This is a genomic window from Sorangium sp. So ce887 (assembly GCF_051521455.1).
Lineage (GTDB): Bacteria > Myxococcota_A > Polyangia > Polyangiales > Polyangiaceae > Sorangium.
Genome location: NZ_CP150354.1, coordinates 5,637,351 through 5,651,042 on the forward strand (window position 1 = coordinate 5,637,351; position 13,692 = coordinate 5,651,042).

Consider the following 13,692-nt stretch of genomic DNA (forward strand, 5'->3'; position numbering starts at 1 on the left):
CGTCAATGTCTCCACCGCTTCACGTGGGCCCATGTCGCAGCACCCGATGCTTTAGAGTAGGGTTCCGGCTGGTCCCACACGCACGCACCTGACGTGCGGCGATCCGGGTGGACGGCGCTGACGATGGTTCCCGCGAAGGGGCAACCAAACAGCTTGAAGGTCGGCGGTCGAGGCATGTAGCTTGCCGAGTCGTGCCGTGAAAGACCCACGCGATTCAGCTTTGATGATGGAACCTGAGAGCCGCACGCTCCCGAAGAGCGCGCCCGTGCGGGCGGAGGTCGTGCGGCTGGTCCGTGAGAAGCGCTACGAGGAGGCGCTGGCGGTGCTGTACCAGGCGCGCTCGGAGGCCCCCGGCGATCGCGAGCTGCAGACGAGCATCGAGCGGATCAAGGAGTTCCTCGCCGGCGCGTACGCCAAGCGGCTCGGCGGCCTCGATCGGGTGGCGGGGCCCATCCCGGTCGCCGCGGGTCGCTCGCCCGACGCGCTGCTCGTGGTGCGGTACATCGATGGCTCGTCGACGTTCGACGACATCGTGCAAATGTGCCCGCTCGGGCGGCTCCGCACGCTGCAGGTGCTCGTCGGCCTTTATACGGGCAAGGAGGTGGCGTCGCCGTTCAGCGAGAGGACGCCGCAGTCCTGGCGGCGGCAGCTGGACACGCTGCCATCCGAGCCCGGCACGGACCCGGGGCCGCCGACCATGCCGGAGCGCGGGCTGCACCGGCGAGCGCCGGAGCCTCCCCCCGCGAGCGCGCCGTTCACGCCGCGGGTGTTCGAGACGGAAGAGGATCGGCGCTACCGCGAGGCGTTCGCCCGCGGCACCGCCGCGTTCGTGCAGCGCCGCTTCGCCGACGCGATCGAGGCGTTCGAGGCTTGCGAGCGCATGCGCCCGGGCGACGCGGCGTCGTCGGTCATGCTGCGCCGAGCGCGGCGCGACTTCGGAGTCTGATGCCCATCGTCGTGGTCGCCGATCCCGATCTGCGCGAGCGCATGCGGTGCATTCGCGTCATGGCCGGGCAGACGCCGGTGAGCGCCCTCGGCGCCGCCGCCTGGGAGGAGCTCGAGCAGGCCCTCGAGGGCGCGCCGAGCACGGAGCTGATCATCTACGCGCCGTCGCTCCCGGGCGCGCCGGAGGACGCCATCGCGCAGCTCCTCCGCCGCACGGCGCGGCTGGTGCTCGCCGTGAACGACGGCGCGGAGGTCCCGGGAGCGGTGAGCACCACGCGGGTGACGTGGCCCATCGCCGAGGAGACGCTCATCCTCATGGCGCACGCCGCGGGCGCGCAATCGACGCCGATCGGGATGAACTTCATGCCCGTCGACTTCTTGCAGATGATCTGCATGTCCGGCGACTCGCACGTCCTCGTGGTCAGCAGCGACAGCGCCGACGTGGGTCTGATCGAGGTGCGGCGCGGCAAGGTATGGACGGCGTTCGACGGCCTCGGCGTGGGCGAGGCCGCGTTCGCGCGGCTCATCCGCCCCGAGATGCGGGTGCGCGTCACCCCGGCCGTCGGCTCGACGAAGGAGCGCACCATCTTCAAGGACCTGGCGGAGCTGCTGCTCGACTCGCTGCGCCGGATCGACGAGGGCAGCGTGGAGGCGCCGCCGCCGATCTCGTCGAGGCGGCTCGAGGTCGCGCTCGCCTCGCCGGAGCAGATCGCGATCCGGATCAAGCAGCTCAACTCCGACGCGCGGCGCCTCTTGATGGAACGCAGCTACAGCGACGCGGCCCGCGTCCTCACCGACCTCTCGACGCTCGACCCTGCGTCGAGCCTCGTGCGCGCTAACCTGGAACAGCTACGCAAGCTCGGATACCCAAGATGACCCGATCCATCGCATTCGCCAGTCTGAAGGGCGGAGTCGGAAAGACCACCGTGGCGCTCAACTGCGCCTTCGCCTTCGCGCGCCGAGGCGCGCGGACCCTCCTCGTCGACACGGATCAGCAGGGCGCCATCGGCATGTCGCTCGACGGTGTCGGGGACCGCGCCGGCCTGGCCGCCAACCTCGCGCGCGGCGGCCCCCCGCTCGAGGGCATGGTGAAGACCCGGCTCGCGGAGCTCTGCCTCTTGCCCATGGGCCCCGTCGACGCGCTCGACGAGGATCGCTTCGCCGTCAACGCCCGCGAGGCCAACCTCCTGGGGCGCGTCCTCGAGCAGAGCCAGCGCGACTTCGACCTGGTCCTCTTCGACACGCCGGCCGGGCTCGGCGGGATGTCGCGCCTCGCCCTGGAGGAGGTGGACAGCGTCATCGCCGTGGCGCAGTGTGAGCCGCTCGCGCTGCGGGCCCTGCCGCGGCTGCTCGAGCTCCTCGCGCGGCTCCGCGAGATCGGCTCCGCCTGCTCCCTGCTCGGCGTGGTCGGCACGATGAGCTCGTTCCGCGACCCGGTGATGCTGGCCTCGCTGGAGGAGCTATGGTCCCTCTACCGTGATCAGGTCTTCGACACGGCGGTCCCGCGCGACGGCACGTTCCTCCAGGCGAGCCGCGCGGGCGTGCCGCTCGGTCTGCTCAGCCGCCGCCCGCCGGCGGTCTCTGCGGTGTTCGACAAACTTGTGGCCGAGATCGAGGAGCGCCTCGGCACCACGGCAGGAGGCGAGGATGACGGTCCGATCCGTCTCGTGGACTGACGCGCAGCGGGTGAGCTCGCTGCTCGCGCGGGTGACCGCGACGCGCTCCCCCGAGCCCGCGGGGCTCGTGAGCGCCATGGGGGCAGCGCGCGCCGGCGCGCCGGGGAAGGCGGCGCCGACGCCGGCGAAGGCCGCGCCGAAGGCGCCGAAGGAGGTGCCGCGCCTCGTGCAGACCTCCGACAACCCGGCCGACCGGCTCGACGCGCTCGTCGCCTGGACGCTCGCGCATCAGGCGTGCGTGGGCGCCTTCGTCGCCGACGACAACGGCCTCACGCTGGCGGCGCACGGCATCTCCGAGGCGCACGTGTCCCTCGTGGGCCCGCTGCTCTCGGCGCTGGTCGGCGTCCGCACCATCCCCGGCGTCGACGCCACGGCGGGCGCGCTCTGGCTGGGCGCGCAGATGATGTCGTGGGTCGAGGCGCGCACGACGCGCGGCGGCTTCTGCCTCGGGACGGTGGGGGACGAGGCTCTCTCCACGCGGGCGTTCGAGCAGCTGAAGGAAGCGCTCGGAACGACCGTGCGCGGGCTGTAACGGATCCGGTTTTCACTACGGGCGCGCGCGCCCAGGAGCGACGGAAGCACGATGATCGATACCAAAGTCCTCGACGCCGCAGTCCATGACCTCCGCAACATCCTCCGCGACGGGCTGCTGGCCACCGACATCTGGGAACGCACGGCAGGCCTGTCGCTCGCCGGCTTCAACCAGCAGCCGGTGGCGGTGGCCCTCTTCACGCGCATCACCGAGGAGCTGGACAGCTCGCTGCGCGACTCGAATTTCCCATCGCTCGGGCGGTATTACATGCTCGACATGGCGGGCAACCACACCGTGGTGGTGCTGAACCACGGGAAGCTGCTCCAGGGCATGCTGGTGGACAACAGGCGGGCGAACCTGGGGATCCTCATCTCCGTCGCCATCCCGCGGATGATCGAGACCGTCGCACAGGCGATGGAGCTCTGAGCTTTTCGGCCCCCACCCGGCTCCTCGACGGCCTCCCCTCGAGAAGGCCCTCGGGGGCTAGTCCGGCAGGCCGGGCCGCCGCTAGGACACCGATCACGTTGAAACCCGGAGAATTTTCACAGGGAGGCGGGGAGGCGGGGAGGAAGAAAAAAATGAATCTCTCCCTCCCGCCGTCTCTCGCTCCCCGCCTCCCCGCCTCCCTGTGAAATTCATGCTTTTTCTCGGGGTTTCAACCCGTTTGTCGCTCTAGTACTACAGCCGCACGTCGGTGAGCACCGAACGAGCTGGGCTCCATCCGTGTGCGGAGGAGCCAAGCGTCACGATCGTCCGCCCGCTCATCGAAATCCGCGGAGATTCCGCGACGTGCGGCTGTAGTACTAGGGGGCTCGCCGGGGCGTGTCAGCGGGGCCCCTGCCCGCGGTAGTAGGCGACCAGGTGACGCCAGCGCTCGTGGAGCGCCTGGTCGGCGCTCAAGCGCCGTTGCCACGCACGGTCGGCCGCGAGCCAGGCGCCCTCGCCCGCGATGCCATGCTGCGCGAGGAGCTCGGCGCTCCTCGCGGGCTCGACGAGGCGCCGGGTCCAGAGCCAGGCGTGCTGCTCGAGCGTGAGGGCCGACGCATCGGCAGCTGCGCCGGCATCGGCCGGCGCCCTGAACGGCAATCCAGCGTAGGACGGCGTCGCCTTGACCGCCGCCGGCGCTGGCTCCGCGGCCGCAGACCTCTTGAACGGCAAGACGTCGCGCGGCGCGTGCATGGCGCCCCCCGATACGAGGGGCGCGGGCGCGGGCGGCGCGGGCGGCGCGGGCGCGGACGGCGCGGGCGCGGGCACGGGGGGCACGGGCGGCGCGAACGCGGGCACGGGCGGCGCGGGCGCGGGCGCGGACGGCGGCGACACGAACGGCAGCGCCGTGTCACCGGCGGTCCGCGCGGCCGACGGCGTGCGCGGGGGCGCCGCGCCCGGAGGCGGCGGGGCGAACGGCAGCGCTCCCGCCACCTCCACCCGCGGAAAGGCCACCATCGTGGAAGCGAGCGGCCGGCGCGACACCGGCGCGGCGGGAGGCGGCGGCGGCAGGCTGCTCCGCGTCCACTCGAGCGCCCACCGGCCCGCGGGGAAGCTCGCGTCGCTCACGCGACCGCGGAGCTCCGCCAGGTGGGCGCGCTGCCGCGCGACCCAATCGTCCGGCGAGAACGCAGAGACGAGCCCCGTCGCGATCCAGAGCTCGAGCGCGGCCTCGTGGCGCCGCGGCGGCGGGGTCGACCTCGCCTCGATCTCGTCGACGATCGACAGCACGGTGAACGGCCGCCCGCCGCGCGTGCGCACCTCCGGATCGAGCCGGCGCGCGTCGCGCCGCAGGGAAGCCTCCCAGCGCGCGGGGTCGGTGACGACCTTCTCCACCTTGCGGACAGGGATCGGCAGCGCGTCGCCCAGGACCGCAGCCTCGACCTCGGGAGGCAGCTCCACCTCCCACGGCTCCTCGACCGTCTCACGCAGGCCCGCGCCCGTGATGCGCTCCAGCGCCTCGGCCGCTGCTTCCACGAGCGGCTCGTCGCCGGAGCCGAGCAGGCTCACCAGGAAGCCGAGCGCCCCGATGTGCCCGAAGCGCCCGAGGCCGCGCACGAGCTGGGCGGTGGGCGCCGCGGCCACGCTGGCGAGCAGCGGCTCCAGATCGCTCCCGTGCCCGCCGAGACACAGCAGCCACGCCGCGCCCGCGGCGCGCGCCGGGCCCGCCCGGCCCGCCAGCGTCACGCGCAGGAGCGAGCGCGTCGGCCCGTGCCCCCGCCGCATCGCCGCCTCGGCGCCGGCGAGGAACACGGCGTCGCTCCCCGTACGCGCGAGCACGCCATCGATCACCGCGAGCGCCTCGTCGCGCGGGCCGGCCACGGCGAGCGCGCGGAGCGCGCGCTCCGCGAGCTCGGGCCGCTCCGACCCCGCGAGCCGCGACGCGAGATCGAACGGCACCGCCTGCCGGAGCGTGAGCACGTCGAGCGCCACGGCGGCGAGCGGCGCGAGCGGGCCGGCCGCGAGCTCGACCAGCGCCGCGTCGATCTCGGGGTTCGGGGCGAGCCAGAGGCCCTCGACCCACCCCGGGTACGTCTCGGGCGCGCTGTGCCGGAGCGTGGCCAGCGCCGCGTCGACCGTGTCGCGGCCCTCGATCGCGCCGAGCGCCAGCGCCACGGCGAACGCGCGCCCCGGATCCGGCGCCCTCGCCTCGGCGAAATAGAGCGACACGAGCGGCAAGGCCGCGGCGCCGACGCTGGCGAAGCAGTCGACGTTGTCGAGCAGGCGCTGCTCGAACGGCTCCTGATCCACCCACGTCTCGATGGCGTTCGGCTTGCGCAGATCGCCGTGGATGGCGATGTCCTCGAGGCAGTCGCGCCCGAGGCGCCGGAGCATCTCCGCCTCCTCGACGGCGGGCTCGTGGACGAAGCGGGGCGGCTCCTCGGCCGGGGCGGCCGGCGCCTCCGCCGCGTTCTCGCCGAGCTTCTCCTCGATCTCGCCCGCCGCCGCCGCGCGGGCGAACGCCTTCAGCGCGTCGAGCGTCGCGGGCGGCTTCAGCTTGCGCGGCGCGGGCTGCGGCTCGCGCAGCGGGACGATCGGGTCGAGCGAGGGCTCCGGGACGAGCCGGCGCCGCGGGAACGCGTGCAGCGACGGCGTGCCCTGGCTCGCGCGGAACGGTCGCTCGCGCGGCGGCTCGCGGTGCCGGCCGCCGCCCGTGAGCTCGCTCCGGCGCTCGAGCTGGATCTGCGCCACGGCCGTCGCGCCCATCGCGAGCGCCGATGCGGCCAGGTCGAGCGCGCCGAGCGCCCTGCCGAGCGCCGGCGCCTCGCGGCGATCGCCGGCGCGCGCGAGCAGCTCGCGCGCCTCGCGCACGAGCGCCGCGGCCTCGGCGAGCCCGTCGTGGTGGACCGGCGCGAGCACGTCGCTGTCGAGCACCGCGTAGCCGCACTGCACGGCCCGGCGCAGCCGGTCGCCGATGCCGGCGCGATCCATCTGGAACGGGATCTCGGGCACGGCGGAGAGCACGTCCTCCACGGCCCGCTGGGCCAGCACGGCCGCGTTCTTCCCGGGCTCGGCGGGCACATCGCGGGGGGGCACGCTCGAGGAGCTCATGGGGTCGGGTCGCGGCTGGCGAGGAGGGCGCCGCGCTCGGGGCCCTCGGAGTGGGCGCCGATGAGCGCGCAGTCGGCGGCGGCGCAGCCGGTCTGCCAGCGCATCGCGGCGATCGCGAGGAGCACCGCGGCGCTCGCCGCGCCGAGGTCGCCGGTCTTCAGCAGCGGCTGATCGTGGATCACGTCGGGCGAGAAGGCCTCGAAGGCGCGCGCCATGACGTAGCTCCACTCATCGACGCGGTGCCGCTCGTTCACGACGTCCGTCATCACCCACGGGATCCGGCGCGCCCGGGCGCCCACGGGCGCGACCGCGCGCTTCACGGCCGCGGTGATCCCCTCTCCGAGGCACGGCTCGTCCGAGCCGTACGGTCGTGGCTCCGACGCCACGCCGGCGCCGAGGATCTGGGCCAGGCGGGGCAGCGACGCCGCGCTCCGCCGGGAGGTGAGCAGCGAGAACCCCGCCCCCTCGCCCGGGATGAAGCCGTTCTCGGTCTGCATGGAGTGCAGGCGGAGCTCGCGATCCAGCCATTCGAGCGCGTCGGGGTCGAACCAGCTGTCCACGCCGCCCACGGCCACCGCGTCGTGCTCGCCCGCGCGGAGGCGCTCGATCGCCAGCCGAAAGGCCTCGACGCCCCCGCCGCGACAGCCGAAGATCAGGCCCGAGCGCGCGTGGTCGATCGGCACCTGCGAGCGCGCCTCGAGGCCGCGCAGCAGGTGCTGCTCGAGGCGCGCGTCGAGCCCGGGGCGGCGCCGGCTCGGCAGCGCCACGAGGACGGGCAACGGCCGCGCGGTCCGCCCATTCCTGCGCTCCGCGGCGAGCCACGCGAACGCCGCCTGGGTGAGCGCCGGCCCGCCGAGCGCCACGAACCGGTCGACACCCATGACCTCGTCACCGATGGAGGGCAGCCGGCACATGACCATCGGCTCGCCGTGCCTGTCGATGAGGTGGGACTCGCGCGGGTCCATCTTCAGCGCGCGCACGCTCATCGTCACCTGCAGGGCCGTGAGCCCGCTCGGCGCGCGAGCCCCCACGCCGACGACGACGACGTCGGAGGCGGGCAGCGGCGGGTGCCCGGCGGGGGGCGAGGAGGCGGCCATCGCCGGCGCATCCTACCAGCGGGAACGGAGCCGGCGCACTGCCATGAAGCATTCCCTGCGCGCGCCCGGGAGTACCCCTCCGCGGTGGGCCAACGGGTCGCCGACCCGTTCCGCAGGCCTCGAGGAACAGCCCCACCGGCACGCTCGGGCGCCCGTCATTCGGGCGGCGCCGACCACCCGCTCAGGTCGAGCTTGCTGTGTGCCTCGAGCGCGCGCGCGTCCTCGGGGTTCGCGTCCGGGTCGAACAGGACGACCTCGAAGAGGTGCGCGAGGTAGACGTCCACGCCGGGGTACGCGACGCGGACCCCGGGCGGATCCACGCGCATCTCCAGCACCGGGTACTCGCCCGCGGCGTCGGGCTCGCCGACATAGAGCACGTCCCGCGCCTCGCCGTCCTGCGCGCCGAGGAGGTAGGCCTCCCCCGGCAGCGCCTCCTCGATGCCCTCGAACATGCCCGCGAGCATCGGGTCGAACTCCGCCTCCGCGATCTGGCGGAGCGTCCTCGGCGCGAAGCGGGGCGCCTCCGGGTCCTCGAACAGCCCGAGGAAGCTCGCGTCGAACGCGAGGAAGGCCGCGAGGCCAGGTGACAGCGGCTTCTTGCACGGGAACGTGAGCTTCTTGAGCTTCGCCGCAGGGACCGGCCGCGGATCCGCGATCGCGTCCGTGCCCGCGATCGCCTCGATCACCTTCGCGACGAGCGCCCGCCCGCGGAGCCGCGCGGCCTTGCCCTTCGCGGGGGCGGGCTTCTTCTTCGCGCCGCCGCCCGCGCGCTTCATCGCCGAGAGCACCTTCACGGCCGAGGGCAGGTCGTCCCACCCGAGCGCGCGCTCGCCCGCGGCCATCGCCTCGATGAGCGGCGCATGCTCGGTGCGCCCGAGCTTGACGAGGGCGCGCGCCGCGTAGAGCACGACCTCCCGGCTCGGGTCGAGGAGCATCGCGAGCAACGGCCCGGCGTCCCCGCGCTCGACGCACGCGTCGGCGAACTGGAACCGCACCTCCGACTCCTCCCCAAACTGCCCGTCCTCCTCGCGCGCGAGCGCCTCGACGACGCCGCGCGCCGCGTCGAGCGCCACGATGGCCTCCTCGCGCGCCTTGGCCCAGGCGCGGGCGACGCGCCCGTCGATGGGCGAGTCCTCCGTGACCCACTTCGGCGCCTGGCGCGTGGCGAACAGCGCGTAATCGTGGTGACCGCGGGCGAGGCAGGCGACCGCATGCGCCCGCCGCTGCTCCTCGCCCTCGGCGAACGGGTTCAGCGCGTTCACCGCGCAGAAGCGCAGCCACGCGTCATCCGACAGGGCCGGGATCTTCGCGAGGTCCGGCGCGTACGGCTGCGCCTTCGCCCCGTCTCCGCCGAGCGCGCCGATCAGCGCGCGGAGGAACGCCTCGGAGTAGCCCGAGGACGCGAGGTAGGTGAGGACGCCGCCCGCGCGGCCGCGATCGCCCGCCCTGGCCAGCGCCACACCGAGGGTCAGGAGCGCGTCCGGGTTGGTCGGGTCCCACTCGAGCGCGCGCTCGGCGAGGCGCGCGGCCTCGTCGAAGCGGCCGAGGTGCACGAGGTCGTCGGCGATGGCGTCGAGCACGCGGTAGACCGAGGTCGGGTGCCACCGCGGCGTGAGGCGCAGCGCCGTCAGGTGGACACGGAGCGCGTCGTCGTAGCGGCCTTGCCGCGTGAACGCCGTCCCGACCAGGCCCTGCAGGAGCACGAACGAGCCCCAGGGGACGACCGCCTCCGCGAGCGCGTCGGCCGCCGCGCGCGCGTCCTTGCCCTCACCGGAGAGCGCCACGTGCACCGTGCGCGAGAGCGGCGCTTCGCCGAGCAGCCGGCGGCGGCTCGCGGCGGCGCCGAACGCCTCCACGGTGACATCGTTCCCCAGAAAATCGCGAAAGGCGGCCTCGACGCCCCCAGCGTCGGCCGTGCTCACGAGCGCCATTCCACGCGCCTCCTCGCCCCCTCGACTTGATCCCGACGGCATCCCTCGCGGCCCGCGGCGGTCACACGACCCGCTTATGAACCACGTGGACCCACTCTAACATCTCGTACTTCCTGGGCAAAGGGATCGCCGCGCGCCACGTGAGCTCGACGCGCATCGCGTCCGCGTCGATCAGCACGGTATCCAGGTGCGTGCGGTGCTCGGTGCGGGCGCCGAGCGCGAAGCTCGTGAACCCGAGGTGCACGCGCGGCAGCGCGAAGACCCACCGGCCCTGCGGCGTTGCGCCGGTGACCTCGATCGGCTCATCGCCCCGCAGCGGCGTCGGCGACCACTGATCCTCGGGGACGCAGACGTGGAACCGGCTGTCGAAATCGTCCGGCAAGAGCGGCATCTTCGTCTCCATCCACTCGGGGCCGTAGGTGCCCGCGTACGAGGCGCGCGGCTGCCAGTGGCGATGGATCGCGCCGAACCCGGCCGGTACGTTGCGGTGCCCCCCGATCGGGTGAGCCGGGTCCTCGATCCGCGCGGCCGCCTGATCGACGAGCGAGCGCACGTCGCGCATGGCGCCGCGGCCGACGGTGTTCCTCGGCTCGCCGAACGGCCGCTCCGGATCGGAGAGATCGAGGCCGCCCCACGCGAGCTCGTACAGCAAGGGGACCGGCTCCACGATGGGCTGCGCCGGGCCCGGCGTGAGCCCGCCCATCGCGCCGAGCGCCCACGCGCGCTGGCCGAAGGCCCGGACCGTCTTCGCGATGGAGCCCATCTTCAACGACACGTCGACGTGCTTCGCCTGCCCTGGAGAGCGCGCGTGGGCGTGCCCGAGCAAGAGCACGTCGGTCCCGGGCTTCTCATCGAAGAGATCGGACGGCTTCCGGATGCTCGCCCTCGCCGCGTCCGCGCCGTTGAACTCGTCCGCCAGGTAAGGCGCAGGCCCGTCCGGATCGATCGTCACGCCGCCGCGCGCGTCCACGGCGAACGTGATCTTGACGATGATCGCGAGCCGATCGCGCCCCTCCTTGCTCTTCACCGGGACCGCGAGATGCTGGCCCGGGGTCTGGTTGATGATGCGGATCATGGGCCGCCGAGCACCTCGAAGCGGCGGAGCCACCGCTCGATCGAGCGCTCGTCCCAGGGCGCGAAGAACTGCAGGTCGGCGCCGCCCGCGGCGCGGAGCGGGCGCACCAGCGCGTCGACCTCCCGGTAGGCCGGCGGAACCTGCCGCCGGTTCACGTCGCCGCGCTCAGGCGCGCCGCCCGCCTGGATCAGCACCCCGTCGCCCGACGCCGTCCAGGTCGACAGGCGCGGCGCGCCGAGGCCGCCTCCGGCCCGCAACTCGTCGAGCATCGAGGGCCCAAGCCACGTGAGCCAGCTCACGGTACGGATCCGCCGATGGAACGCCTCGGTGAGCCGCACGTACTCCGCCACGTCGTAACCCCAGTACCTGCGCGAATGCGCATAGATGGCGGCCGCGGGCGCCTGGTAGTTCTGCGCCTCGCAGTCGGAGAACGTGTACCCCGCGGCGCCCCAGCGGAGCCGGAGCTTCGCCGCGATGGCGCAGATCCGCGCGTGGAAATCCGCGAGCGGCCACGTCTCCGGCACGGTCAGGTGCAGGACCGCGTGGGCCGTCAGGTGCAGAGCGTCCGAGCCCTCCGGGAGATCGCCGATCTCCGCCCAGAAGCGGTACGAGTACGGTGACGCCTCGAAGGGGTCGCGCGACCCGCTGCACACGACGGACATCTCGTCCCGGCCGAGCCGCACGAGGTGAGCGGAGATCCGCTGATCCTCCGGTCCGCCGCCGGGGACCGGAGGGACGCCGAGGTTCGCTCCATGAGTCGAGATGTAATCGAGGTGCGCGCGCCGGACCGCCTCGGGGCGCTCGGCGCACGAGAGCGATACGTGCGTCAGCGCGGGGCCGATCCAGTCCCACACCATGTCGTTGACCGCATCGAGCCGCGCCTCGTCCTCCGCGGCGAGCGGCTCGAGGTGGAGGACCGCGCCGAGCGCCCCGTAGACGATCGGCGTCCTGTTGGCCAGCCGCGCGAGCGGCTCCGGCGCGACCTCGTGGCTCATAGCTTCAGCGCGACGCGCGCGATGGGCGCGACCCTCCGGTGAAAGCGGTAGAGGAGGTTCTCGAGCAGCGCGCGCGCCGGAGCGCGCTTGTAGGGGAGCTCGGCGTAATGGGCCCGGAACTCGGTGCGGCTGGACCCGAACGTGGGCAAGGTCTTCGACGGGTTCATGATGACCTCGAGCCCGTCCTCGGAGACGTAGTTGCGGATGAAGTTGAGCCACCACACGCTCATCGCCTCGAGCTCGACGCGGATCCCGGGGGTGATCGAGGCGGCGAGCTCGACGCGCAGGTTAGCGACATGATCGGTCGGCTCGACGTCCACCGGGAACTCCCGGTGCGGCCACGCCTCCAGGTACGTCGAGCGATCGTCGAGCCACGAGCGCACGAGGCCCTCGCGGACCGACAGCTCGCCGCCGTCGAGCGGCAGCGTCCCGACGAGGCTCATCCGCGTCACCGGGTGATCCGCGCCCGCGCGCCGGAGCTCCTCGACGACGTTGCGGAGGAAGAGCGGCGCGACGCCGGCGACGCGCAGCCTCCAGCGGTACGCCGGGCCGAGGACGCCCTCGGCCTCCCAGGGCCCGTCGATGCGCTCGGCCGCGCCGAGGAGGGGGTCGAAGACCGCCCCGCCCGCCGCGCCGCGGTTGATCGCCTCGATCAGGGCGCGGAGCGACGCGACCGACATCGGGAACTCGGCCGTGCCCGCCGTCTCCACCTCGATGGTGAGCTCTTGCGGCTCGGCGCTCGCGCGGTAGGCGACGAGCAGGCCGCCCGCAGCGAACTCCATGTCATAGAGAACAGGCACCGTTCACCGTCACTTGCATCCACCGTTGCTTGTCTTCTTGTTATCGCAGTTGGCCGGGGCGCATGACTCGCAGCTCGGCACGATCGGCGGATCGGGCCTGCTGAACGCCTGATAGTCCTTGGCTTGGCCCTTGCTCATCGTGTCGCCAGGGCCCTTGATCTCGATCACCTGCCGGCCGATGAGCCCGTCCGGGAACTTCACCCGGACGCCGCGGTTCATGAGCCGGAAGAGCGCGAACTTGATGCGGCTGAACAGCGGCGCGCCCCTGCGGATGCCCTCCATGGCGCCGAGGCCGACGATCCCCCAGGGGCCGGCCGGGATGCGGGGGTTCGCGAGCGCGCCGGTCACCGCGGCCGCGCCGGGCCCCGCGAAGGCGCGCACGCCCGCCTGGTGCGCGGCGAGGACCGCGTTCGCCGCGGCGCCGGCCGCGCCGGGCGCGTTCGTCAGGTTCGCCGCGAGCTGGCCAGCCGACCCGGCGGCCCCGCCGAACACGATGGGCACCTCGCGCTGGATGCGCCCCGCCAGCTCGGGGTTGTGGCGCCGGAGCTTGTCGTAGAACTTGTTGTTGAACGACCCGCGCTTCCCCTTCGGCTTCGAGCAATGCTCGTCGACGGCCTCGCGGAAGGCCTGGCACATCACATCCTTGTAGCCCGACGCCGCGAGCCCGCCTCCGCCGTGGACGAGCTGCTCGGGAGCCTGGACGGCCATCTCAGATGTTCCCGTTCGACTTGTCGCCGGTCCGCACGACGCCGCCGCCCTCGGCGTCCACGTCGGTCGACGCCATCAGGATGGCGACCATACCCATGATCTTGTTGCTGACGACGCCCAGCGCGACGCCCGGCTGATCCCCGTTGGAGAGCGCGCTCTTCCCCTTCTTGGTCCACATCGGCGTGGCGATGCTGAGCGTCTTCGTCGTGTAGCCCGGGCCCATCGTCGAGGAGACGGCCACGTTGGGGTACGGCATGGGGACCGGACCGCCGGGCGTCGGCGTCTTGCAGATGTCGAGCGGCCCCGACGTGACGGAGGTGTGGACCGACGCGACGCTCGCGCACATCTTGTTCTGGTTCAAGAGAGGCATACTCGTTCAAGTCCGTGCCGGGGCGC

13 protein-coding genes are annotated in these 13,692 nt (G+C 73.3%); 5 read left to right on the forward strand and 8 right to left on the reverse strand.

All coding sequences use genetic code 11. The features are described 5' to 3' along the window. Nucleotides 1–223: 223 nt before the first annotated feature. The 5 genes from WMF36_RS21090 to WMF36_RS21110 are packed head-to-tail and all read left to right on the forward strand — an operon-like array spanning nucleotide 224 to nucleotide 3,579. Entirely contained in the window at nucleotides 224–946 is a 723-nt protein-coding gene (locus WMF36_RS21090; protein WP_437581411.1) for a TRP-like protein, read from the forward strand. Continuing rightward, the gene (locus tag WMF36_RS21095) at nucleotides 946–1,821 is read left to right on the forward strand and encodes a DUF4388 domain-containing protein (RefSeq protein ID WP_437581412.1); all 876 of its coding nucleotides are present in this window, start codon (nucleotides 946–948) and stop codon (nucleotides 1,819–1,821) included. Before WMF36_RS21090 ends, WMF36_RS21095 begins: the two co-directional genes overlap by 1 nt. Further along, nucleotides 1,818–2,621: a ParA family protein gene (locus WMF36_RS21100; RefSeq protein ID WP_437493580.1), complete on the forward strand. Its 804-nt coding sequence runs from the start codon at nucleotides 1,818–1,820 to the stop codon at nucleotides 2,619–2,621. Before WMF36_RS21095 ends, WMF36_RS21100 begins: the two co-directional genes overlap by 4 nt. Next, nucleotides 2,593–3,153, forward strand: coding sequence for a hypothetical protein (locus tag WMF36_RS21105; protein ID WP_437581413.1), 561 nt, complete (start codon nucleotides 2,593–2,595; stop codon nucleotides 3,151–3,153). Before WMF36_RS21100 ends, WMF36_RS21105 begins: the two co-directional genes overlap by 29 nt. A 51-nt stretch (nucleotides 3,154–3,204) precedes the next feature. Further along, nucleotides 3,205–3,579, forward strand: coding sequence for a hypothetical protein (locus WMF36_RS21110; protein ID WP_437493586.1), 375 nt, complete (start codon nucleotides 3,205–3,207; stop codon nucleotides 3,577–3,579). Between the two features lie 399 nt (nucleotides 3,580–3,978). Here WMF36_RS21110 and WMF36_RS21115 read toward each other — a convergent pair whose 3' ends face one another. The 8 genes from WMF36_RS21115 to WMF36_RS21150 all read right to left on the reverse strand — a co-directional run bounded on the left by WMF36_RS21115 (nucleotide 3,979) and on the right by WMF36_RS21150 (nucleotide 13,657). Next, nucleotides 3,979–6,690: a hypothetical protein gene (locus WMF36_RS21115; protein ID WP_437581414.1), complete on the reverse strand. Its 2,712-nt coding sequence runs from the start codon at nucleotides 6,688–6,690 to the stop codon at nucleotides 3,979–3,981. Next, nucleotides 6,687–7,787, reverse strand: a complete 1,101-nt coding sequence (locus WMF36_RS21120; protein ID WP_437581415.1) for a beta-ketoacyl synthase N-terminal-like domain-containing protein — start codon at nucleotides 7,785–7,787, stop codon at nucleotides 6,687–6,689. The genes WMF36_RS21115 and WMF36_RS21120 overlap by 4 nt, the downstream gene beginning before the upstream one ends. Before the next feature lie 155 nt (nucleotides 7,788–7,942). Next, complete coding sequence (locus WMF36_RS21125) at nucleotides 7,943–9,718, reverse strand: tetratricopeptide repeat protein (protein WP_437581416.1); 1,776 nt, start codon at nucleotides 9,716–9,718, stop codon at nucleotides 7,943–7,945. Nucleotides 9,719–9,779: 61 nt separating this feature from the next. Continuing rightward, nucleotides 9,780–10,793 carry a DUF2169 family type VI secretion system accessory protein gene (locus WMF36_RS21130; RefSeq protein WP_437581417.1) on the reverse strand — a complete coding sequence of 338 codons (1,014 nt, stop codon included), beginning with the start codon at nucleotides 10,791–10,793 and terminating at the stop codon, nucleotides 9,780–9,782. Next, nucleotides 10,790–11,788, reverse strand: coding sequence for a type VI immunity family protein (locus WMF36_RS21135; RefSeq protein ID WP_437581418.1), 999 nt, complete (start codon nucleotides 11,786–11,788; stop codon nucleotides 10,790–10,792). Before WMF36_RS21135 ends, WMF36_RS21130 begins: the two co-directional genes overlap by 4 nt. Further along, nucleotides 11,785–12,588 (reverse strand): hypothetical protein, encoded by an 804-nt coding sequence (locus tag WMF36_RS21140; protein WP_437581419.1) that lies wholly within the window; start codon nucleotides 12,586–12,588, stop codon nucleotides 11,785–11,787. Before WMF36_RS21140 ends, WMF36_RS21135 begins: the two co-directional genes overlap by 4 nt. Before the next feature lie 9 nt (nucleotides 12,589–12,597). Then, nucleotides 12,598–13,296, reverse strand: coding sequence for a hypothetical protein (locus tag WMF36_RS21145; RefSeq protein ID WP_437581420.1), 699 nt, complete (start codon nucleotides 13,294–13,296; stop codon nucleotides 12,598–12,600). 1 nt (nucleotide 13,297) lies between these two features. After that, complete coding sequence (locus WMF36_RS21150; protein WP_437581421.1) at nucleotides 13,298–13,657, reverse strand: PAAR-like domain-containing protein; 360 nt, start codon at nucleotides 13,655–13,657, stop codon at nucleotides 13,298–13,300. Nucleotides 13,658–13,692: the final 35 nt, after the last annotated feature.